This window comes from Pseudomonas sp. S2_A10 (assembly GCF_054668465.1).
The window spans coordinates 1,774,385-1,797,412 of sequence record NZ_CP162773.1 but is presented as its reverse complement, the minus strand read 5'-3'; the positions used below and the strand labels follow the sequence as shown (position 1 = coordinate 1,797,412).

18 protein-coding genes and 1 pseudogene are annotated in these 23,028 nt (G+C 61.0%); all 19 read left to right on the top strand.

Annotated features, from left to right (window positions below; genetic code table 11):
• Nucleotides 1–515 precede the first annotated feature (515 nt).
• Nucleotides 516–2,078, top strand: coding sequence for a type VI secretion system protein TssA (gene tssA / locus AB4N41_RS08320; protein WP_252877123.1), 1,563 nt, complete (start codon nt 516–518; stop codon nt 2,076–2,078).
• A gap of 32 nt (nt 2,079–2,110) precedes the next feature.
• A complete protein-coding gene (gene tssB, locus AB4N41_RS08315; RefSeq protein WP_016772498.1) occupies nt 2,111–2,614 on the top strand; it encodes a type VI secretion system contractile sheath small subunit in 504 nt (167 codons plus the stop codon).
• A gap of 28 nt (nt 2,615–2,642) precedes the next feature.
• A complete protein-coding gene (tssC, locus tag AB4N41_RS08310; RefSeq protein ID WP_016772499.1) occupies nt 2,643–4,118 on the top strand; it encodes a type VI secretion system contractile sheath large subunit in 1,476 nt (491 codons plus the stop codon).
• Between the two features lie 9 nt (nt 4,119–4,127).
• Nucleotides 4,128–4,535, top strand: a complete 408-nt coding sequence (gene tssE / locus AB4N41_RS08305) for a type VI secretion system baseplate subunit TssE (protein WP_007920274.1) — start codon at nt 4,128–4,130, stop codon at nt 4,533–4,535.
• A gap of 11 nt (nt 4,536–4,546) precedes the next feature.
• Nucleotides 4,547–5,050, top strand: coding sequence for a PAAR domain-containing protein (locus tag AB4N41_RS08300; RefSeq protein ID WP_122612774.1), 504 nt, complete (start codon nt 4,547–4,549; stop codon nt 5,048–5,050).
• Between the two features lie 5 nt (nt 5,051–5,055).
• Nucleotides 5,056–5,907, top strand: a complete 852-nt coding sequence (locus AB4N41_RS08295; RefSeq protein WP_016772501.1) for a hypothetical protein — start codon at nt 5,056–5,058, stop codon at nt 5,905–5,907.
• Nucleotides 5,904–6,287, top strand: coding sequence for a hypothetical protein (locus AB4N41_RS08290; protein ID WP_236167786.1), 384 nt, complete (start codon nt 5,904–5,906; stop codon nt 6,285–6,287). Before AB4N41_RS08295 ends, AB4N41_RS08290 begins: the two co-directional genes overlap by 4 nt.
• A 101-nt stretch (nt 6,288–6,388) precedes the next feature.
• Nucleotides 6,389–8,176: a type VI secretion system baseplate subunit TssF gene (tssF, locus tag AB4N41_RS08285; RefSeq protein WP_056790882.1), complete on the top strand. Its 1,788-nt coding sequence runs from the start codon at nt 6,389–6,391 to the stop codon at nt 8,174–8,176.
• On the top strand, nt 8,140–9,147 hold the full coding sequence (gene tssG / locus AB4N41_RS08280) for a type VI secretion system baseplate subunit TssG (protein WP_056790879.1): 1,008 nt from the start codon (nt 8,140–8,142) through the stop codon (nt 9,145–9,147). Before tssF ends, tssG begins: the two co-directional genes overlap by 37 nt.
• A gap of 11 nt (nt 9,148–9,158) precedes the next feature.
• Entirely contained in the window at nt 9,159–11,816 is a 2,658-nt protein-coding gene (gene tssH / locus AB4N41_RS08275) for a type VI secretion system ATPase TssH (RefSeq protein ID WP_024014823.1), read from the top strand.
• Between the two features lie 10 nt (nt 11,817–11,826).
• A complete protein-coding gene (locus AB4N41_RS08270) occupies nt 11,827–13,347 on the top strand; it encodes a sigma-54 interaction domain-containing protein (protein ID WP_056790872.1) in 1,521 nt (506 codons plus the stop codon).
• Between the two features lie 297 nt (nt 13,348–13,644).
• Nucleotides 13,645–13,785: a hypothetical protein gene (locus AB4N41_RS08265; protein WP_003229566.1), complete on the top strand. Its 141-nt coding sequence runs from the start codon at nt 13,645–13,647 to the stop codon at nt 13,783–13,785.
• An 18-nt stretch (nt 13,786–13,803) separates the two neighbouring features.
• Nucleotides 13,804–15,000, top strand: a complete 1,197-nt coding sequence (gene tagH / locus AB4N41_RS08260) for a type VI secretion system-associated FHA domain protein TagH (RefSeq protein WP_016772508.1) — start codon at nt 13,804–13,806, stop codon at nt 14,998–15,000.
• A gap of 5 nt (nt 15,001–15,005) precedes the next feature.
• Nucleotides 15,006–15,505: pseudogene (tssJ, locus tag AB4N41_RS08255) on the top strand (type VI secretion system lipoprotein TssJ).
• Nucleotides 15,506–15,507: 2 nt separating this feature from the next.
• Nucleotides 15,508–16,839, top strand: a complete 1,332-nt coding sequence (tssK, locus tag AB4N41_RS08250; protein ID WP_016772510.1) for a type VI secretion system baseplate subunit TssK — start codon at nt 15,508–15,510, stop codon at nt 16,837–16,839.
• A 5-nt stretch (nt 16,840–16,844) separates the two neighbouring features.
• Nucleotides 16,845–17,720, top strand: coding sequence for a type IVB secretion system protein IcmH/DotU (icmH, locus tag AB4N41_RS08245; protein ID WP_016772511.1), 876 nt, complete (start codon nt 16,845–16,847; stop codon nt 17,718–17,720).
• A 14-nt stretch (nt 17,721–17,734) separates the two neighbouring features.
• On the top strand, nt 17,735–21,274 hold the full coding sequence (tssM, locus tag AB4N41_RS08240) for a type VI secretion system membrane subunit TssM (RefSeq protein ID WP_016772512.1): 3,540 nt from the start codon (nt 17,735–17,737) through the stop codon (nt 21,272–21,274).
• Nucleotides 21,274–22,002, top strand: coding sequence for a PP2C family protein-serine/threonine phosphatase (locus tag AB4N41_RS08235; RefSeq protein WP_041476618.1), 729 nt, complete (start codon nt 21,274–21,276; stop codon nt 22,000–22,002). The genes tssM and AB4N41_RS08235 overlap by 1 nt, the downstream gene beginning before the upstream one ends.
• Nucleotides 21,999–23,000 carry a serine/threonine-protein kinase gene (locus AB4N41_RS08230; RefSeq protein ID WP_236167781.1) on the top strand — a complete coding sequence of 334 codons (1,002 nt, stop codon included), beginning with the start codon at nt 21,999–22,001 and terminating at the stop codon, nt 22,998–23,000. Before AB4N41_RS08235 ends, AB4N41_RS08230 begins: the two co-directional genes overlap by 4 nt.
• The last annotated feature ends 28 nt before the right edge of the window (nt 23,001–23,028 follow it).

Sequence of the window (23,028 nt, the reverse complement as noted above, 5' to 3'; positions counted from 1 at the left end):
GCGGCTCGGATAACTATCGAAGTGCCAGTATTTGCCGGGGGAGTAAAGTTTCAGAATAATGAAATGCCATCATTATAGTGGCACTTTTTGCATTGATCGTTGTCGCTGCAAACTTCTCGATGGAACCCGGTCATTTTAGGAAGTGTCCTACTTCTATTTTTTTTTGAATTTGGCATGCTGCACGCCTCTCGAAGGTGCGGGCGTCAGGTAAACTCGCCCGGCTGCGGCCGAGGCTCTGGGACAATGGTTTGGCGGGAGCCGGGAAAATGCGCTGATTTATAAACGGCATCAGGGAAACCCCTGCGACATATAGGGCGATCTCCTACAGATCGCAATGAACAGTTCGTCTTGTTGTTTAATCAGATGCTTGCTAGTGGCCATCATAGTGATTACGATGCGCCCACTTGAAAGAGCACATCTCAATTGGATGAGTCGCTGAACTGCTCTTCGATACTGTCCCGCGTTGCTGAAACTCCATTCACGCGCATGACTGTAATCCTTAATAAAGGCCATGGATGTCCTACTCAAGCAAACTTTCCGCCCATTACCTCGAACTCGCAAAAGTCTCTGTTTCCAAAGAGAATTTTGCGGGCGAAGACGTTCGTTTTTCGAGCGAATTCGAGGCGCTGGAAAGTGAGCTGGCCAAGGCTTCGTCGATGCACGAAAGCGGGCAGATCGACTGGCTGAAAATCCGCGAAAACAGCGAAAATCTGCTGCGTACCCAATCCAAGGATCTGCGTGTCGGCGCCTGGCTGACCTGGTCGCTGTACCAGCGCGAATCCTTCCCCGGGCTGCTTGCCGGCCTCGGTCTGCTGCACCATCTGTCGGAAAACAACTGGGCCGACGTCCACCCGCTCAAACCCCGCACCCGTGCCGCCGCGATCGGCTGGCTGGTGCCGCGTCTCGAGCAGGTCATCACCGAAAACATTGCGATCAAAGAGCAGTTGCCGATGTTCCGGCAGCTCTCCGAGCACCTGGCCGGTCTTGAGGCCGCGTGCACTGAACATCTGGGCGATGACGCGCCACTGCTGCTGCCGATCTCCCGCCGCCTGAAAACCATGATCCAGCGTGCCGCCGACAACCAGCCGGCACCCGGCGTGGTGGGCGCGGCGGTGGCGCAGGTCAAGCAGGCCGCGACCCAGCTGCTCACTCCTGGCGCACCGATCGACAACGAGCGGGATGCGCACAAAGCCCTGCGCGCCCAGCAGGACAGCGCCCGGCCGTTGTGTGCCTGGTGGCTCAAGCAGAAGGCTACCGATCTGCGTGCCCTGCGCCTCAATCGCACGCTGTTGTGGATGACCATCGACGCAGTGCCCGAGCGCAACGCCGAGCAGATCACCGTGCTGCGCGGTCTGCCGCTGGAAAAGCTCAAGCTCTATCAGGACCGTTTCGATCAGGGCAAATACGCCGATCTGCTGGTGGAACTGGAGGCGAGCCTGGCGAAGGCGCCGTTCTGGTTCGATGGCCAGAGGATGGTCTGGGAATGTCTCCAGAACCTTAACGCCGAGCTGGCCATGCGCGAAGTGGAAATCCACTTCGCGCTTTTGATTCAGCGCCTGCCGGGCATCATCGAGTTGCGCTTCCATGACGGCGCGCCGTTTGCCGATCCGTCCACCCGCGCGTGGATCGCCGCCAACGTCATGCCGCATCTGCAAAGCGCCAGCGCGCCGCGCAAGGTCGAAAGCGAGAACGTTGAAACCCAGCCGGCCTGGGAAAAAGCCCTCGAGGAAGTCCAGCCGATTCTGCGCAAGGAAGGTTTGAAGCCGGCCGTGCAGATTCTCAAGCAGGGTCTGCAATCGGCCCACGGTGGCCGTGAACGCTTCTTCTGGCAGTTCAGCCTCGCGCGGCTGTGTTTCCTGGCCAAGAAATACGAACTGGCCAAGAACCAGCTCGAAACCCTCGATCAGACATTACAGGACTCAGGCCTGCACGCCTGGGAGCCCGATCTTGCATTGCAAGTGCTGCACCTGCTGCACAGTTGCTGCGAGTTGTTGCCGCAGAACCACGCCGTACGTGAAAGCAAGGAAGAGATTTATCGCAGGCTGTGCCACCTCGACCTCGAAGTGGTACTCGAATAGGCCCCAGGGCCACAACCGCAAGGAGAAAAGCCATGGCCAAAGAAGGCTCGGTAGCCCCCAAGGAACGCATCAACGTCACCTTCAAACCCGCCACCGGCGGAGCTCAGGAAGAGATTGAACTGCCGCTGAAGCTGCTGGCAATCGGTGACTACACCCACCGCAAGGACGATCGCAAAATCGAAGATCGCAAGCCGATCAGCATCGACAAGATGACCTTCGACGAAGTGTTGGCCAAGCAAGAGCTGGGTCTGACGCTGAGCGTGCCGAACCGTCTGCAGGAAGATGGCGAGGCTGAAGAGCTGGCCGTGCAATTGCGCGTCAATTCGATGAAGGACTTCAACCCGGCCAGCCTGGTCGAGCAAGTGCCTGAGCTGAAAAAACTGATGGAACTGCGCGATGCGCTGGTGGCCCTCAAAGGCCCGCTGGGTAACGCACCTGCGTTCCGTAAAGCGATCGAAGGCGTGCTCGCCGACGACGAATCCCGCGGTCGCGTACTCGGTGAGCTGGGCCTGAACGCCGCAGCCCCGGACGCCTGAGACTCCAGTAGCCAAGGAAGCCAACACAATGAGCACTAGCGCAGCACAAGAGAAGAGCGCCGCCAGCGGCGAATACAGCATTCTCGACAGCATCATCGCCGAAACCCGTCTGACTCCGGACGACGAAGCCTACGACATCGCCAAGCGTGGCGTGTCGGCGTTCATCGAAGAGCTGCTCAAGCCGCAGAACAACGGTGAGCCGGTCAAGAAAGCCATGGTTGACCGCATGATCGCCGAGATCGATGCCAAGCTCAGCCGTCAGATGGACGAGATCCTGCACCACCCGGATTTCCAGGCGCTGGAATCGTCGTGGCGTGGTCTGCAGTTGCTGGTCGACCGCACCAACTTCCGCGAAAACATCAAGATCGAAATCCTCAACGTCTCCAAAGAAGACCTGCTGGACGATTTCGAAGATTCGCCGGAAGTCATGCAGTCGGGCCTGTACAAGCACATCTACACCGCTGAATACGGCCAGTTCGGTGGTCAGCCAGTGGGCGCCATCATCGCCAACTACTACATGTCGCCAAGCTCGCCAGACGTCAAGCTGATGCAGTACGTGGCCAGCGTTTCGTGCATGTCCCACGCGCCGTTCATCGCTGCCGCCGGCCCGAAATTCTTCGGTCTGGAAAGCTTCACCGGCCTGCCGGATCTGAAAGACCTGAAAGATCACTTCGAAGGCCCGCAATTCGCCAAATGGCAGAGCTTCCGTACCTCGGAAGACTCGCGCTACGTTGGCCTGACCGTGCCGCGTTTCCTGCTGCGTAACCCGTACGATCCGGAAGAAAACCCGGTGAAATCGTTCGTGTACAAGGAAACCGTTGCCAACAGCCACGAGCACTACCTGTGGGGCAACACCGCTTACGCGTTCGGCACCAAGCTGACCGACAGCTTCGCCAAATTCCGCTGGTGCCCGAACATCATCGGCCCACAGAGCGGTGGCGCGGTTGAAGACCTGCCGTTGCACCACTTCGAAAGCATGGGCGAAATCGAAACCAAGATCCCTACCGAGGTATTGGTTTCCGACCGTCGTGAATACGAACTGGCCGAGGAAGGCTTCATCTCCCTGACCATGCGCAAAGGCTCCGACAACGCGGCGTTCTTCTCCGCCAGCTCGGTGCAGAAGCCGAAGTTCTTCGGCATCAGCGCAGAAGGCAAGGCGGCAGAGCTGAACTACAAGCTCGGCACCCAACTGCCGTACATGATGATCGTCAACCGTCTGGCTCACTACTTGAAAGTGCTGCAGCGCGAGCAACTCGGTTCGTGGAAAGAGCGTACCGACCTCGAGCTGGAACTGAACAAGTGGATCCGTCAGTACGTTGCCGACCAGGAAAACCCGAGCGCCGAAGTGCGTGGCCGTCGTCCGCTGCGCGCTGCGCAAGTGATCGTCAGCGACGTTGAAGGCGAGCCGGGCTGGTACCGCGTGAGCTTGAACGTGCGTCCGCACTTCAAGTACATGGGTGCCGATTTCACCCTGTCGCTGGTTGGCAAGCTGGACAAAGAGTAAGAGCGACTCATGGACGGATACGGCAGCCTGTTCGAACGCCTCAACGGCGACGCACAACTACGCAAGGGCAACAGCCTTGAGGCTTGCGCCATGGCGTCAGTGGCTGCCCATCTGGCCAAAATGCTCAGCACCCGGGCCGGCAGCGTGCAAACGCTGGCCGACTACGGGTTGCCCGATCTCAATGACATGCGCCTGAGCCTGCACGACTCGCTGAGTCAGGCCCGTCTGGCTATCGAAAACTTCATCGAAGCCTACGAGCCACGCCTGAGCAACGTGCGTGTCATTTCCCTGCCGCGTGACCACGATCAACTGCGCCTGGCCTTCAGTATCGAAGGCCTGCTGGAAGTCGAGGGTTTCAAGCGTCAGGTCAGTTTCTCCGCGCGCCTGGATGGCAGCGGTCAAGTCAAGGTCACCTAAGGAGATCCCCGATGTCTGGCAAACCCGCAGCACGCGTATCCGACCCCACCGCTTGCCCGCTCCCCGGCCACGGCACCAACCCGATCGCCGCCGGTTCCGGCGACGTGTTCTTCGACGGCCTCGCGGCCGCCCGCCAAGGCGATGCCTCGGCGTGTGGTGGTGCGATGGTCGGCGACCTTGCGACTACCGTGTTGATCAACGGAAAACCGGCTGCGACCGTAGGTTCGGTTGGATCTCACGGCAATAAGGTCACGGCCGGATCCGGGACGGTGATTATTGGCAATTCGCATACGCCGGCGCCGTTTGTGCCGCCGGAGCCGGTCATCATTCCTGGAATATTCAATCGTGTCTTTGAATTCAAAACCGCAGATGGAAGAACGGTTGAAAATTTAAACTACATCATGCGCTCTGATAGCGGGATTGAGAAAACAGGCTCAACGTCAACAGGCATGTCAGGTGGTTTTTCAACTGGAAAGACGGCAGAGCCTGTAACTATATATATTTCGGCGGACTAGTAGGTATGGAGACCGTAATCAACATCGATGGTGTCGCTTACACGTTTGTGACTCAGGACGAGGTGACTACACTTAAAGTTCTTACCGAAACAACTGAGAGCAAGGATACAAAGCCTAAGAAAGTTGACCTTCCGTTGGCCTGGATTATTACGCGAAAAAGTGGTGTGCCGCTCTTCGCCTTGAAACCGGGTAAGGATGACTCTCCATTCAGAATTATCACTGCGGAGAAACTATACGCAGAAAAGGGTCAGTGGTTCGAACCGTTGGCCAGATATTATAGAGAGCTTGTCTGGATCAACCCGGAAACAACGCAGGCCGGATCAGAATCGCATGCGGCTTATAAACATGTTACTTGGCAGGAGCTGATCGACTTCGCAATCGTCGACCGGTTTTCATTCACTTTTCACTCTGGAATGCCGGGTGACTGGAAATTCCGTGCCGTGGGCGGTGCTGAGTTCTTGATGGTGTTCATGGAGGATAAACCGTATTGGACTGATGGCATTGGCCAGGTGCCGTTTGCGGTTAACACCTATAGAAAATATCTGCGAGAAACAAAGCAGGTAGAACTCGCAATAAAGCTGGCTGGTGAAACGGGTGTGACCTGGGGCGACGGCAAAGCCTATACCGGAGCAGAGCGAGGACCGAAAGACGTTTACGATAACTTCATCATATTGCGAGGGATATTGTGGGCAAAAGAAAACTGCAAGTTGGTTGTGAAAAAAGACACGGTATACGATAAAGGTATCCCGCACACAATTGAACTTACTGACGCACCTTATGTGCCTGTATCGAATGCGAAGTTAATAAATCCAATTTCGCAAGGCGATATGGATCAGTACGGGGCATGGAATAAATGAAAGCTCGTCGCTTAGTTGCCTGTATTCCACACCTGATAGTATGTGCCCTGTATATTCCTTTGCATAACTACGGTGTCGACGTATATATCGATATGTATGGCGGGTTGACATCGAGAGGTATCGGCATCGGTATGACGCCGGATCTAATGGTTCAGTATTTTGTGGTGATGAACGCTATAGCGTTTTTTGTCCCCAAGCTGAAATTAAAGGTCCTGTCTGTCTCATTAATGCTGGGAATTATTTTGTACTATTTTTTGCCTCACTACCCCGTCCGTGCGATGGCTTACACCTCGATGGGTGGTGTCCTGACTTTTGCGGCGATATTTGCTGGCCAATTGATTGATCGCGTTTTTTTTTCAAATCGAGAAGTTAAAGCATGACTGTTGGGCGTTATGGCCGACATTGCCCGCGGGGAGTTTCTTACCCGCATGAACTGTTCTGCTGTTTTTTTAAATGAGTTCCACTACCAGGCAGGTACCCCGTGTCCTTTAACCACTACTACCAAAGCGAACTCACCGCACTGCGCCAGCTCGGTCGCCGTTTCGCCGAGCGTAGTCCGGCGCTGGCGCCGTATCTGGGGCAGGCCGGGCGGGATCCGGATGTAGAGCGGTTGCTCGAAGGCTTTGCATTCCTCACCGGGCGCCTGCGCCAGAAGCTCGATGACGAACTGCCGGAGCTCAGCCATTCGCTGATGCAGTTGCTGTGGCCGAACTACATGCGCCCGCTGCCGGCGTTCAGCATTTTGCAGTTTGATCCGCTCAAGCGTTCCGGCCCGGCGCTGCTGGTTGAGCGCGATACGCCGATCGAGAGCAAGCCGATAGAAGACGTGCGCTGCCGCTTCCGCACCTGCTATCCGACCGAAGTCTTGCCGCTGGATCTTGCCGCGCTGAATTACTCGGTGAAGGGCGACGGTTCGCTGCTCAGCCTGCGTCTGGAAATGAGCGCCGACGGCCACCTCGGCGAACTGGAACTGAGCAAGCTGCGCCTGCACTTTGCCGGTGAGCGTTACATCAGCCAGATGCTGTATCTGAGCCTGCTGCGCAACCTCGAAGGCATCGAGCTGATCCCGCTCGACGCCGCCGGCAAGCCGATTGATGGCGTCAGCGGCAAACCGATGGCGTTCAAGATTCCCGGTGATCGGGTCAAACCAGTGGGCTTTGCCGAAGAAGAAGCGTTGATTCCGTATCCGCTGAACACCTTCCGTGGCTATCGCTACCTGCAGGAATATTTCGCCTTCCAGGACAAGTTCCTGTTCGTCGACGTCAACGGTCTGGACATTCTCAAGGCGCTGCCGGAAGACACGCTCAAGCAGATGCGTGGTCTCGAACTGCGCTTCGACATCCGCAAGAGCGGCATCATGCGTATGCGCCCGACCCTCGATAACGTGAAGCTGTTCTGCACGCCGATCGTCAATCTGTTCGAGCACGACGCGCTGCCGATCCGTCTCGATGGCAAGCAGGACGAGTACCTGTTGCTACCGGCGGAATACGACCTGGAAAACTGCGGTGTGTTCTCGGTGGAAACCGTCACTGGCTGGAAGCCCGGCGGTCTCGGTTATCAGGAATACGTGCCGTTCGAGTCCTTCGAGCACGACCCGAGTTTCGACGTGCCCAACAGCCGTCCGCATTACAGCATTCGCCAGCGTTCGTCCTTATTGCATGACGGCCTCGACACTTACCTGAGCTTCGGCATCCGCCACACCGAAGCCCACGAAACCCTGTCGATCGAGCTGATGTGCACCAACCAGAACCTGCCGAAAAAGCTCAAGCTCGGCGACATCTGCATGGCCAGCGAGCAGACCCCGGAATTCCTCAGTTTCCGCAACATCACCCCGGCCACTCCGAGCTTCGCGCCGCCGCTGAACCGTGACTTCCTGTGGAAGCTGATCAGCAACATGTCGCTTAACTATCTGTCGCTGGCGGACGTCAATGCGTTGAAGGTGATTCTGGAAACCTACGACCTGCCGCGCTACTACGACCAGCACGCGGAGAAGGTCAGCAAGCGCCTGCTGGGCGGCCTCAAGCACATCAAGCATCACCACGTCGACCGACTGCATCGCGGTCTGCCGGTGCGCGGTTTGCGCACCGAACTGACCATCGACCCGGAAGGCTATATCGGCGAAGGCGACCTGTTCGTCTTCGCTTCGGTTCTCAACGAGTTTTTCGCGCTTTACGCCAGTCTCAATTCATTCCATGAACTGCGGGTAAAAAGCACACAGGGAGAGGTGTACCAATGGACACCACGTATGGGCCTGCAGCCCCTGCTTTAAGCGGGCTGACCAAGGTAATACGCGAGTACTCGCTGTTTCAGGCCGTGCTGCTGGTGATCGACCGGCTGCGCGAGGCACACCCGCATCTGAGCGAAGACGATCTGTACGACCAGGTCGAGTTCCAGGCCAACCCGAGCCTGGGCTTTCCGCGCAGCGACGTCGATCGCGTCGAGTTTTTCGAAGAGCACGGCAAGATGCGCGCGCGCATGCGCTTCAACCTGATCGGCCTGGTCGGCTCCGGTTCGCCGCTGCCAGCGTTCTATGGCGAACAAGCCCTGGGCGACAGCGAGGACGGCAACCCGACGCGCAATTTCCTCGACCTGTTCCACCATCGCCTGCAACGACTGATGCTGCCGATCTGGCGCAAGTACCGCTACCGCGCGAGCTTCCAGAGCGGCGCGATCGACCCGTTCTCGGCGCAACTCTTTGCGCTGATCGGCCTGGGCGGCGACGAGATCCGCAAGGCCAAGGAACTCAACTGGAAACGCCTGCTGCCGTACCTCGGTTTGCTCAGCTTGCGGGCGCACTCGGCGGCGTTGATCGAAGCCGTGCTGCGTTACTACTTCAAGCACGAAGACCTGGTCATCGAGCAGTGCATCGAGCGCCGCGTGGAAATTCTCGACGAGCAGCGCAATCGTTTGGGCCGCGCCAACAGCGTACTCGGCGAAGACCTGGTGCTGGGCGAGCACGTGCGCGACCGCAGCGGCAAATTCCGCATTCACATCACCGAACTCGACTGGCAGCGATTCCATGAATTCCTGCCGATCGGGTTCGGCTACCAGCCGCTCTGCGCGCTGGTGCGGTTCACCTTGCGTGACCCGCTCGATTACGACATTCGCCTGGTCCTGCGCCAGGAAGAAATCCGCGAACTGCGCATCGGTGAGCAGAACGCCTGTCGCCTCGGTTGGACCAGTTGGCTGGGACGCGAGAAAGCGGACGGCGTGGTAACCCTGGGCAGCAAAATTCATTAAGGACGTGAGCCATGATCAACGTAGACCTGCAACAACTCATCCAGGCGCTGGACGCCGAAACCCGTCGTGATCTGGAACGTTCGGCCGAGCGTTGCGTCGCCCGTGGCGGCAGCAAGATCCTCGTCGAAGACTTGCTGCTGGGCTTGCTCGAGCGCCCGAACGGCTTGCTGTCGCGCGCGCTGCAAGATGCTGACGTCGACGCCGGTGAACTGACCGCTGCATTGCAGTCGCGGGTCGAGCACAGTGCTTCGCGCAACCCGGTGTTCGCCCCGGAACTGGTGCAATGGCTGCAAGACGCACTGCTGGTGGCCAACCTCGAACTGGGCCAGACCCAGGTCGAAGACGCGGCGCTGATCCTGGCGTTGCTGCGCAACCCGATGCGTTATGCCGGCAGCCGCTATCAACCGCTGCTCGCCAAGCTGAACATCGATCGTCTGAAGGAATTTGCCCTGTCGCAACAGGAGCAACCGGCGGCCAACGGCAAGCCGGCGGCGCAAGGCGAGTCGCTGTTGCAGCGCTTCACCCACAACCTGACCCAACAGGCCCGCGACGGCAAACTCGACCCGGTGCTGTGCCGCGATGGCGCGATCCGGCAGATGGTCGACATCCTCGCCCGTCGGCGCAAGAACAACCCGATCGTCGTCGGTGAGGCCGGTGTCGGTAAGACCGCCATCGTCGAAGGCCTCGCCTCGCGCATCGCTGCCGGTGAAGTGCCGCAGGTACTCAAAGGCGTTGAATTGCTGTCGCTGGACATGGGCCTGTTGCAGGCCGGCGCCAGCGTCAAAGGCGAATTCGAGCGTCGTTTGAAAGGCGTGATTGATGAGGTCAAAGCCTCGCCAAAACCGATCATTCTGTTCATCGACGAAGCTCACACCCTGATCGGCGCGGGCGGCAATGCCGGCGGTTCCGACGCGGCCAACCTGCTGAAACCCGCGCTGGCCCGTGGCGAACTGCGCACCATCGCCGCGACCACCTGGGCCGAGTACAAGAAATACTTCGAGAAAGACCCGGCGCTGGCGCGTCGCTTCCAGCCCGTGCAACTGCACGAACCGACCGTCAGCGAAGCGGTGACCATTCTGCGTGGTCTGGCTCAGGTCTACGAGAAGAGCCACGGCATCTACCTGCGCGATGACGCGGTGGTGTCCGCTGCTGAATTGTCCGCGCGTTACCTGGCCGGTCGGCAACTGCCGGACAAGGCTGTAGACGTCCTCGACACCGCGTGCGCCCGCGTGCGTATCAGCCTCGCTGCGGCCCCGGAAAGTCTGGAGCGCCTGCGTGGCGAACTGGCTGAAGGCGGCCGTCAGCGTCAGGCCCTGCGCCGCGATGCCGAAGCCGGTCTGCTGATCGACCACGAAGCGCTGGAAGCACTGGAAGCGCGGCTGGACGAAGCCGAAAGCGAGATGGTTGCGCTCGAGACCCTGTGGACTGAGCAGAAAGAGCTCGCCGAGCGTCTGCTGGAACTGCGTCAGCAACTGGCCAAGGCCCGCGAGGCTGCAGCTGTTGAGCCGACCGTCAGCGTGGAAGAAGACGCCGAAGGCACCGTGATTGAAACTGTGGTCGCCGAAGTCGAAGAAGGCCAGAGCGTCGAAGCTCTGGAAGCTCAGCTGCATGAAACCCACGCCGCGTTGACTGCCGCGCAAGTCAAAGAACGCCTGGTCAGCTTCGAAGTCTGCCCGCGTCTGGTTGCCGAAGTGATCAGCGCCTGGACCGGCGTGCCGTTGGCGCAACTGGCCCGCGAGCACAACGCCAAGGTCGCCAGTTTCGCCACCGACCTGCGCACACGCATCCGTGGTCAGGAGCAAGCCGTGCACGCGCTGGATCGTTCGATGCGCGCAACCGCTGCCGGTCTGAACAAGCCTGATGCACCGGTCGGTGTGTTCCTGCTGGTCGGCCCGAGCGGCGTCGGCAAGACCGAAACCGCGCTGGCTCTGGCGGACCTGCTGTACGGCGGCGACCGCTTCATCACCACCATCAACATGTCCGAGTTCCAGGAAAAGCACACCGTCTCGCGTCTGATTGGTGCGCCACCGGGCTACGTCGGTTACGGCGAGGGCGGCATGCTCACCGAAGCCGTGCGTCAGAAGCCGTATTCGGTGGTGTTGCTCGATGAAGTCGAGAAGGCTGATCCGGACGTGCTCAACCTGTTCTACCAAATCTTCGACAAAGGCGTGGCCAACGATGGCGAAGGTCGCGAGATCGACTTCCGCAACACGTTGATCCTCATGACCTCGAACCTCGGTAGCGACAAGATCAGCGAACTCTGCGAAGACGGCGCGCGGCCGACCGCCGAAGTGCTCGAAGAAACCATTCGCCCGGTACTCAGCAAACACTTCAAACCGGCGCTGCTGGCGCGGATGAAAGTGGTGCCGTACTACCCGGTGGGCGGCCCGGTGCTGCGCGAGCTGATCGAGATCAAACTCGGCCGTCTCGGCGAGCGCCTGAACCGTCGTCAGTTGGAGTTCAGCTGGTGCCAGAACCTCGTCGATCACCTGTCCGAGCGCTGCACGCAAAGCGAAAGCGGCGCGCGCCTGATCGATCATCTGCTCGATCAACACGTACTGCCGCTGGTGGCCGACCGTCTGCTCGACGCGATGGCGACCGGCGAGAGCCTCAAGCGTGTGCATGCCACGCTCGACGGCAATTCCAGCGTGACCTGCGAGTTCGTCTGAGGTGGGCGTGATGTTCACTCAAGTGCCGCAGCCACTGGTCTATGCCGAAGCGTTGCTGGCGCAGTTCGCCAGTCTTTCGCGCGCGGCGGACAGTGCTGCGCTGCTGGGTGAATTCGTCCGTGGCCTGGCCGAGCTGAGCGGCTGTGAATTGACGCAGCTGTATCTGCTCGATGCCACCCACACTTGCCTGGGGATGAACGCCGAGTGCCTCGACGGTGCGCTGCAACCGCGTCAGGCGGCGAGCCTGCCAGCGGATTACAACGGCGAGCAACTGCTGCAATTCGCCCTGTGCCAGAACCGCGTGGTGTGCCTCGACGACCTGACCGGCAGCCTGCACGAAACCAGTTTTCTACCGGCGGCGAGCACGCCGTGGCAGTCGCTGTTGTGCGTGCCGCTGGTCAATCAGCACAAGTCGGTCGAGGGCTTGTTGCTGTGTGCCAGTCGTCGTCGCACTGACTTGCAGGGTTTCGCCGACTCCCTCGGCCAGCTCGGCTCGTTCGTGCTCGGCCAACTGCATCTGCTGCAACGCCTGCGTCAGCCAGCCGCCGAATCGGCCACCGCCACACGCAGCGTGCCGAGCATCAGCGGCTACGGCCTGATCGGCAAAAGCGCGGCGATGCGCCAGACCTATTCGCTGATCAGCAAGATTCTTCACAGCCCGTACACTGTGCTGTTGCGTGGCGAGACCGGCACCGGCAAGGAGGTGGTGGCGCGGGCGATCCACGATTGCGGCCCGCGTCGCTCCCAGGCGTTCATCGTGCAGAACTGCGCGGCGTTTCCGGAAAACCTGCTGGAAAGCGAACTGTTCGGCTACCGCAAAGGCGCCTTCACCGGCGCCGATCGAGATCGCGCAGGGCTGTTCGACGCGGCCAATGGCGGCACGTTGCTGCTCGATGAAATCGGCGACATGCCGTTGTCGCTGCAAGCGAAGATTCTGCGTGTGTTGCAGGAAGGCGAGATTCGTCCGCTGGGTTCCAACGACACGCACAAGATCGACGTGCGCATCATCGCCGCGACGCACCGTGATCTGGCGGCGCTGGTCAGCGAAGGCAAGTTCCGCGAGGACTTGTACTACCGCCTCGCACAATTCCCGATCGAGCTGCCGGCCCTGCGTCAGCGCGAAGGCGACATCCTCGATCTGGCCCGGCATTTCGCCGAGAAGACCTGCACGTTTTTGCAGCGTGACCCGGTGCGCTGGTCGGACTCGGCGCTGGAGCATCTGTGCGGTTACACCTTCCCCGGCAACGTTCGCGAACTCAAGGCACTGGTCGAGCGCGCGGTGTTGCTCTGCGAGGGTGGCGAGTTGCTCGCCGAGCATTTTTCCCTGCGTCTGGAACCGATGCCCGAAGACAACAGCGGCCTGAATCTGCGCGAACGCCTGGAGCAAGTCGAGCGCACTTTGCTCCTCGATTGTCTGCGCAAGAACGACGGCAACCAGACCCTCGCCGCCCGCGAACTGGGCCTGCCGCGGCGCACGTTGCTGTACCGCCTCGGGCGCCTGAATATCAATTTGGGTGACTTTGATGGTTGAGCTACAGCACTTCTTCGAACCCAACACATACCCTGTGGCGAGGGGATTTATCCCCGTCCGGCTGCGCAGCAGTCGCAGTCCGGCATATACGGTTTCACTGAGAGACCGCGCTGGCAGGTTTTGGGGGCGCTGCGCACCCCAACGGGGACAAGTCCCCTCGCCACGGGAGGTCGCCGTACCTCCAGGCTATGGCTCAAGGCCTCGATCTAGAGGCTTCGAGCCCACCTCAAAAACTTATTTCAGCGCCGCCCGCAAGGGTCGGCGCTTTGTGCTTTGTCTACACCTGGAGACCCTCTGATGTCTGTTCGTCACTGGCACGCTGTCCTGCTGACCCTCGTCGTTCTATGCGGCCTTGGCGGCTGTAGCGGCAATTACAAATTCAACGACAACGACTATCGCCCGTTGGGTGATCCGCAAGCGGTCAATCGCGGCAAGTGACCGCAAGGAGCATCAAACATGGAATTGGTTTTCGAAATGCTGAACACCAAGCAGTTCGTGCCCACCGAGCTGTGCCAGCGGACCTTCAAGCAGGCCGGCGGCGTGATCGGGCGCGGCGAGGACTGTGACTGGATCATCCCTGACCGCAAGCGGCACCTGTCCAATCATCACGCGATTGTCAGCTACCGCGAGGGCTCGTTCTTCCTCACCGACACCAGCAGCAACGGTGTCCAGGACGGCAGCAGCGGCGCGCGCCTGCACAAGGGCGAGCCGGTGCGCATCGAGCACGGCAGCACCTACATTCTCGGCGACTTCGAGATCCGTGCGCGGCTGGTTCGTGACCCGGCGACCTTCGACGGCGAAGTCGGCCGCCCGCGCGCCGCTGGCAGCATCATTCCGGACGACGCGTTCCTCGACCTCGACCCGCTCAACGCCCTCGAACAGCAAGAGCGCGTCTACTCGGAAATCGATGAGCTGCTGTCGCCCACCGCCAAGCCGGAAGACTCCCGTCAGCGTGCCGACTACGCGCGCATCGACATGGAAAGCCTGATGGTCCCGGAGCTGATTGCCGCCCCGGTCGAACCTGAGCCGGCGCCTGCACCGAAAGCCGTCGAGCGTCAGAGCGAAGGTTTCTGGGAACACTTCGGCGCGGCGCTGGGCGTCGACGTCAAAGGCCTCAGCCACGACGAACGCGAAGCGCTGGCGCTGAACGCTGCGCGGCTGCTGCGCCAGAGCATCGGCGGTTTGCAGCAGAGCCTGCGCACCCGCTCCGAGCTGAAAAACGAATTGCGTCTGGCCCAGACCACCGTGCAAGGCACCAACAAGAACCCGCTGAAATTCGCCGTCGATCCGAGCGAAGCACTGCAGATTCTGTTGCAGCCAAGCAAGCCCGGCCATCTGCCCGCCGAGCAAGCGATCTCCCGCGCATTCCGTGATTTGCAGGCGCACCAAGTGGCTCTGCTAACCGCCAGTCGCGCCGCTGTGCGTGGCACCCTGGAGCACTTCTCGCCGGAGCAACTGACCCTGCGTTTCGAGCGCGACAGCAAGCCGTTGATCGCCACGTCGGGCGGGCGCTGGAGAGCGTTCGGCCGCTATCACCAGGCCCTGCGTCAGGACGATGACTGGAGCGAGCGTCTGCTGGCCCGCGACTTTGCCCAGGCCTACGAAGAACAGATCCGCCTGATCTCCACCCTCCACACCGACCACCAAGGATGATGCGCATGTCTCGCCGCTCGACCGCTTTTTCAAGACGCTGACTGCGCTCACCGTGCTGGTGCTGCTCGCTGGTTGCTCGTCGCTGTCGCCGTACTCGAAAGTGACCAAGATCAACCTCAAGCTGACCGGCAGCGATCAGCTCAATCCGGACCTCAACGGGCGGCCGTCGCCGATCGTCGTGCGCCTGTTCGAACTCAAGCACCCGGTGACCTTCGAGAACGCTGACTTCTTCAGCCTCTACGAACGCGCCAAGGAATCCCTCAACCCGGACCTGGTGGCCAGCGAAGAACTCGAACTGCGCCCGGGTGAAACCGTGGAACTGAAACTCAGCGTGGAGGAGGGCAGCCGTTACGTGGGCATCCTCGCCGCCTATCGCGACCTGCCGGATACCCAGTGGCGCCACACCGTGCAGATCACTCCGCTGGAACTCACCGAGGCTGATCTGACCCTCGATCAGGCCGGTATCCGCAATACCCAACAAGTGCTCGCCAAGGCGGATGACTGATCATGAACACCCATAAAGTCATTTGGCAGGAAGGCATGCTGCTGCGACCGCAGCACTTCCAGCACAACGATCGTTATTACGATCACCAGATGAAAACCCGCACGCAATTGCTCGGTGGCTACACCTGGGGTTTTCTCAATCTGGAAATCGACTTGCAGTTCCTCAACATGGGCAAACTGGTGATCAGTGAAGCCTCGGGGATTCTGCCGGACGGCAGCCTGTTCGAACTTGGTGGCAACACTGAGCCGCTGGCGCTGGACGTGCCGCCGAACACCGGCAACACGCCGATCTATCTGGCGCTGCCGCTGGTCACTGGCAACCACATCGAGGCCCGGCGCCCGGAGCAATCCGACGTGCTCGCGCGCTACACCGCGTATGACGCCGAAGTCGCCGACTCCAATGCCGGCGACGATTCCGCCAGTCAGGTCAGCTGCGGTCGCCCGGATTTCAAACTGTTGCTCGGCGAGCAGCAGAGCGATCAGGCCTACGTGAAGCTGAAAATCTGCGACGTGCTCGACACCACGCCCGACGGCGTGATCAGCCTCGACCCGGATTTCGTCCCGACCTACATTCAGGCCCACGCCTCCAGCTATCTGCTGTCGTGCCTGAAAGAAGTCATCAGCATGCTCAGCCACCGTGGCGACACCATCGCCGAGCGGATTCGCTCCAACGGCAAGGTCGGCGGCGCTGAAGTCGGCGACTTCATGATGCTGCAACTGATCAACCGTACCGAACTGCTGCTGCGCCATTACCTCGGTCTTGAGCAGGTTCACCCGGAAGAGTTGTATCGCACGCTGCTGACCATGCTCGGCGATCTGGCGACCTTCTCCGGCGAGAGCAAACGCCCGCGTCTGGACAGCCGCTATTCCCACGCCGATCAGGGCGCGAGCTTTCGCAAACTGATGGAAGCGATCCGCCAAGTGCTGTCGATGGTGCTCGAACAGCACGCCATCGAACTGATCCTGCAGGCGCGTCAGTACGGCATCATCGTCTCGCCGTTGCACGATCACAAACTGCTCGGCTCGGCCTCGTTCGTGCTGGCAGCCAGTGCCAACTGCGACTCCGAAGAACTGCGTCAGCGCTTGCCGCAGCACCTCAAGGTCGGCCCGGTGGAGCGCATCCGCCAACTGGTCAACCTGCACTTGCCGGGGATCAAGGTCAAACCGTTGCCGGTGGCCCCACGGCAGATCGCGTTCCATTCGAACAAAACCTATTTCATCCTCGAACTCAGTTCCGAAGACCTGGCACAACTCGAGCGCTCCGGCGGTTTCGCGTTCCACGTGTCCGGCGAATTCGCCGAGCTTGAACTGAAATTCTGGGCCATCAGGAACTGACCGACATGATCAAGGAAACGGATTACAACCAGGACGACAAAACCGTCCTGCTCGACCGTCAGGGCCACGGACCGGCATCGAGTCCGCTGACCGACTTCGCCGCGCCGCCGCGTTTCGAGCAACTGGAAGAACGCATGATCTACGCCGCGCGCCTGCGTCCGGCCGAGGCGTTCAACATCAGCCTCAACTCGCTGGTCGCGGCCTCGTCCGACCTGCTCTCGGAAGTGGTGCGTCTCAAGCACAGCGAGACCCGCGAAGACCTGTACGCGCTGAATGAACGGCTGACCGCCGGGCTGAAATTGTTTGAAGTACGCGCCCTGCACAACGGCGCCGAAAGCAGCCAGGTAATGGCCGCGCGTTACGTGCTCTGCACCGTGGTCGACGAAGCCGTCGTGACCACGCCGTGGGGCAACGAAAGCGAGTGGTCGCAGATGAGCCTGCTGAGCAGCTTCCACAACGAAACCTTCGGCGGCGAGAAGTTTTTCCAGCTGCTCGATCGGCTGTCGAAAAACCCGGTCAAGCACCTGCCGATGCTCGAACTGATGTACCTGTGCCTGTCCCTCGGTTTCGAGGGCAAGTACCGCGTGCAGGCGCGCGGCATGCTTGAGCTTGAAGGCATCCGCGACGCCTTGTACCGGCAGATCCGTCAGTTGCGTGGCGACGTGCCGCGCGAGTTGTCGCCGCACTGGGAAGGTCTCAACGATCAGCGCCGCAACCTGGTGCGCATCGTGCCGGCGTGGATGGTGGTGCTCTTTACTCTGGTTTGCCTGGTGGTGATGTATTCGGGCTTCGCCTGGGTCCTGAGCGAACAACGCGACACCGTTCTGCATCCTTATCAGCCGCTTGATCCAGCCGCGGTGCAACCGCAGGCGCAGCCGTAAAACAGGGACGTGTGATGAAAAAGTTTTTCAAGAAAGTCGGCGCCTTCCTGCGCCAGACCTGGGTCTGGACTCTGCTGCTGGTGCTGTTCGTGGCGCTGCTGGTGTGGTTCGTCGGCCCGTTGTTGGCGGTCGATGATTACAAGTTCTGGGAAAGCGCGACCTCGCGCCTGCTGACCATCAGCGTGCTGTTCCTGATCTGGGGCCTGACCATGGTCTTCGTCAGCTGGCGCGCCGGTATCCGCAAGAAAGCCGAGGAAGAAAGCGAGGACGGTCAGGACCGTATCCGCCGCGAAGAGCTGATCGACGAAGAACAGAAAGAGTTGAAGGCGCGTTTCAAGGACGCGCTGAAAACCCTGAAGACGTCGAGCCTGTATCGCGGTCGCAGCGAGCGCTGGCGCAGTGACTTGCCGTGGTACCTGCTGATCGGTCCGCAGGCCTCGGGTAAGACCAGCCTGCTGGACTTTTCCGGTCTGGAATTTCCGATCAACAAGATCGACCGCAAGCTGACCCGCGACACCCTCGGCACCCGTCATTGCGACTGGTATTTCGCTGATCACGGTGTACTGATCGACACCGCCGGGCGTTACACCACTCAACCGGACGCCGAAGTCGACGGCAACGCCTGGACAACCCTGCTGGAGCTGCTGCGCAAGCGTCGTCGCGGTCGTCCGTTGAACGGCGTGCTGGTGACCATTCCGGTGGAAACCCTCACCGGCGGTAGCGAGCAGGACATCGAGACACTCGCGCGGCAGGTACGCAGCCGTTTGCAGGACGTGCATCAGAAGCTGCACGTCGACGTGCCGGTGTATCTGGTCCTGAGCAAGGCTGACAAGCTGCTCGGCTTCGACGAGTTCTTCGATCAACTGACCCGCGAAGAAAGCGATCAGGTGCTCGGCACCAGTTTCCGCAAGGATCAGGTCGGCACCGACGTCACGGTCCTGCGCAACGAGTTCGAAGAGCTGCTGCGCCGCCTGAACAGCCAAGTGATCATGCGCATGCACTCCGAGCGCGACACTCAGCGCCGTGGCCGCATCCTCGACTTCCCGCATCAGCTCGGGCAGATCGGCGAGCGCCTGTGCCTGTTCGTCGACATGGCGTTCACCGGCAACCGCTATCAGCGCGCCACGCAACTGCGCGGTTTCTACCTGACCAGCGCGCCGCACCTGACCCAGGAAATGGATTCGACCACCGCCGGCATCGGCGCCAGCCTGGGCATGAACGCCGGCGTGCTGCCGACTCTGCGCAGCGGTCGTTCGCGATTCATCCACCACTTGCTCAGCCAGGTGATTTTCCCCGAGGCCGATCTGGCCGGTCTGGACAAGCGCGAGCGCAGCCGCATTCATTGGGGCCAGCGTGCGCTGTACGTCGGCGCACTGGCAGCACTGGCACTGTTCGGCATGCTCTGGGCCGGTGGTTTTTCGGCCAACTACGAGCGTCTGGAAAACCTGCGCACGCTGGCACAGAACTGGACCCAGCAACGTTCGGCCGTAACGCCGCGCGATGACGCCATGGGTGTGCTGAAAGTTCTCGACACCAGCTACGCCGCGACCCAGGTGTTCCCGAGTAAGGGCGACGTCTCTTACCACGAGCGTGGCGGCCTGTATCAGGGCGAAGAGATCAACCCGGTGGTGAAAACCGCCTACGAGCGTGAGCTGGAAGCGCAGTTGCTGCCACGGGTGGCGACCATGCTCGAGGGGCAGATCCGCGCCAACATGAAGGACCGCGATCGCCTGCTCAACAGCCTGCGCGCGTACCTGATGCTGAACATGAAGGATCGTCGCGACGCGGCGTGGCTCAAGGACTGGGTCGCCACTGACTGGTCGCAGCGCTACACCGGCAACACCGCTGTGCAGAATGGACTGAACACGCACCTCGAGCGTTTGCTCAAGCAGCCGTTCATCTACCCGCTGAACGATCAACTGGTCACGCAGGCGCGTCAGGTCCTGCGCAGCGAGTCGTTGGCCAACGTGGTTTACCGCATGCTCCGCGAGCAGGCGCGCAACCTGCCGGACTACCGCTTCAGCCAGCACCTCGGCCCGCAAGGTTCGTTGTTCATCGGCACTGAATACGTGATCCCGGGTTTCTACACCCAGCAGGGTTATCAGCAGTATTTCTCGGTGCAGGGCGCGGCGCTGGTCACCGACATCCTGCGCGACAACTGGGTGCTGGGCGAAGGCGCGGGCATCAGCGACATGGATTTGCGTCGCCTGATGGTCGAGCTTGAGCAGCTGTACTTCCGCGACTACGCCAACTACTGGAGCGAAGCCGTTGGCCAGGTCGCACTGCCGCCGATCAGCGACGCTGGCGAAGGCGCCGAGCAACTGGCGGGCCTGACTTCGGCCAACTCGCCGGTCCTCGCGCTGCTCACCGAAGTGCGTGAAAACACCCGCTTCGAAGCCGCGGCTGATCCGGTCGATGAAGCCGGCGAAGCCGCCGATGCGCTGGCCGGGCAGAAAGGCAAACTGGGCAAGGTCGGCAAACTCGCCGCCGCTGCCGCCGACAAGGCTTCGGCGCTGAACGTGGCGAAGAACCTGCCGGACACCGCGAAGAAATCCCTGCAACGCCGCTTCGAACCGCTGCATCGTCTGCTCGACGACAACAACGGCCCGGGCGCCGACCTGACGCCAGCGTTCAGCGCACTCAACGACCTGCAACTGCAACTGGCCGGTCTGGCCCGTTCCAGCACGCCGGAGCAAGCCGCGTTCGAGATGGCCAAGACGCGCATGAGCGGCCAGCGTGATGCGCTGACCAACCTGCGCAATGCCTCCGGTCGTCTGCCGCGTCCGCTGAGCGTGTGGTTCAACGTGCTGGCCGAGGACTCGTGGCGTCTGGTGCTCAACGATGCCTATCAATACCTGAACGGCCGTTATCAGAACGAGCTGTACAGCGTGTATGGCAAAACCATCAGCAAGCGTTATCCGTTCAGCGCCAGCAGCACCAGCGACGTGGCGATCAGCGACTTCCGTGAGTTCTTCCGTGCTCAAGGTACCGTCGACCGTTTCTTCGACAGCTACATGCGTCCATTCGTCAGCGGCGATCCGGGCAACTACCGCATGCGCAGCGTCGACGGTCACAGCCTGCCGGTATCGAAGGTCTACCTCGATCAGATGGCGGCGGCGCAGACCATTCGCCAGAGCTTCTTCTCGATCAACCCGGCCGAGCCGACGGTGCAGTTCAAGCTTGAGCCCTACACCCTCGATCCGGCGGTCAGCCGCTCCGAATTCAAGTTCGGCGACAAGACCATGGAATACCGTCACGGCCCGATCCTGCCGATGACCTTCAAGTGGCCGACCGATGCTGAAGACGGTCGCACCAGTCTGGTCATGGACAAGATGGCCGGGCGTCCGATCGGGATCGAGAAAAACTCCGGCCCATGGTCGCTGTTCCGTCTGTTCGACCTGATGCAGACCGAGTACCTGAACGGTCGTGACGTGCTGGTACTGAAAGCCGACGTGGGCGGCCTGCGCGCCAACTACCTGCTGACCAGCCAGCGCACGCCGAATCCGTTCGACATGGGCGTGCTGCGCACCTTCCGTATGCCGGTGCAGCTCTGATGCTGGTGGCCAGTCCCTGGCGCAGCGCGGCGCGTACCGACCCGGGCAAGGTGCGGGCGCGCAACGAAGATGCCTTCCTCGACTCGCCGCAGCATGGGCTGTGGGTGGTCGCGGACGGCATGGGCGGTCATCAGGGTGGCGACATCGCCAGCCAGTTGATCGTCGCCAGCCTGGCTGAGTTGCCGCAACACGAGGACTTCGACGAACGCCTCAAAGCCATCCGCCAGTGCCTGCACTGGCTGAACCGGCGTTTGGGGCAGGAGTTGACCGTCACTGCCGGACGCCACGACAGCATCATGGGCAGCACCGTCGTCGCGCTGCTGGTGGAAGGCAATCGCGCGGCCTGCATCTGGGCCGGCGACAGCCGTTGCTACATGTGGCGCGGGCAGCGGCTGTATCAGCTGTCCAAGGACCATTCGCTGCAACAGCAACTGATCGACGAGCAGCAAATGAGCGTCGAACAGGCGGCAGCGCACCCGGCGGCTCAGGCACTCACCCGAGCCGTCGGCGCCGCCGACACACTGACCCTGGATGTGCTGGAACTCGAGGTCTATCCGGGCGATGTGTTTTTGCTCTGCAGCGATGGTTTGTATCAGGGCCTGAGCAGCGATGCCCTCGGCAACGCCCTCAGCCTCAGCGCGCCGCACGTGGCGCTGGAACGTTTGTTCGACGGCGCCCTGCGTGGCGCTGCGCGGGACAACCTGACTGCCGTGGTGATCCGCCAATGAGTGAACTCGAATCGCCCATCGATGACCTGCTGATCAGCGAAGAAGAGGCCAGCAACCTGACCTACTTCGCCTTCGCCAAGGGCAACAAGGCCGAACCGTTGCTGGCGCCGACCAAGGCCAGCATCGGTGCGCTGCCAGATGTACTCGCCGGTCGCTACCACCTCGAGCGTCTGCTCGGGGCCGGTGGCATGGGCGCCGTTTACCGGGCGCGGGATCTGCTGCATGAGCAGTTCGGCGATCCCGACCCTTACATTGCGCTGAAAATCCTCAGCGAAGAATTTGCCGAATCGCCGGACGCCAGTGCCTTGCTCTACAGCGAGTTCGCCCTGACCCGACGCCTGCGCCACGACAACGTCGTGCGTGCACACACCTTTGAAGTCGACACCGACTGCCAGCGGGCCTTCATCACCATGGAATACATGCGTGGCCTGACCCTGGACAAATTGCTCTGCGAGCGGCCCCTCGGCTTGCCGTGGAAAGAACTGCGCGACATCGTCCTGCCGCTGCTCGACACGCTGGTCTACGCCCACGGTCGCGGCGTGCTGCACGGTGACCTGAAACCGAGCAACGTCATGCTCAGCGAAGACGGCCTGCGCCTTTTCGACTTCGGTCTGGGACAGGCAGAGGAGGGCACCTTGCCCGGCCTGCCGCACCTGAGCCGCGAGCGTTTCAACGCCTGGACCCCGGGCTACGCCGCCCCCGAACTGCTTGAGGGCCAACCATTGTCGGCCAGCGCGGACGTGTACGGCGTGGCCTGCGTGATCTATGAACTGGCGGGCGGCAAACACCCGTTCCGCCGCTTGCCCTCGACCCAGGCCCGCGACGAGCACCTGGAGCGCGAGCTGCGCGCCCCAGCGAATCTACCCCAGCACGGCTGGCAAGCGCTGCGAACCGCGCTGAGCTTCAACCCGGCAGAACGCACCATCACTGCCCAACAATTGCGTGACGCCTTGGGCGCCACTTCGTCCTGGCTGCAACGTCTGCGACTTCGGGCGTAACGGATGACATTCGAACAGGGAGCACACG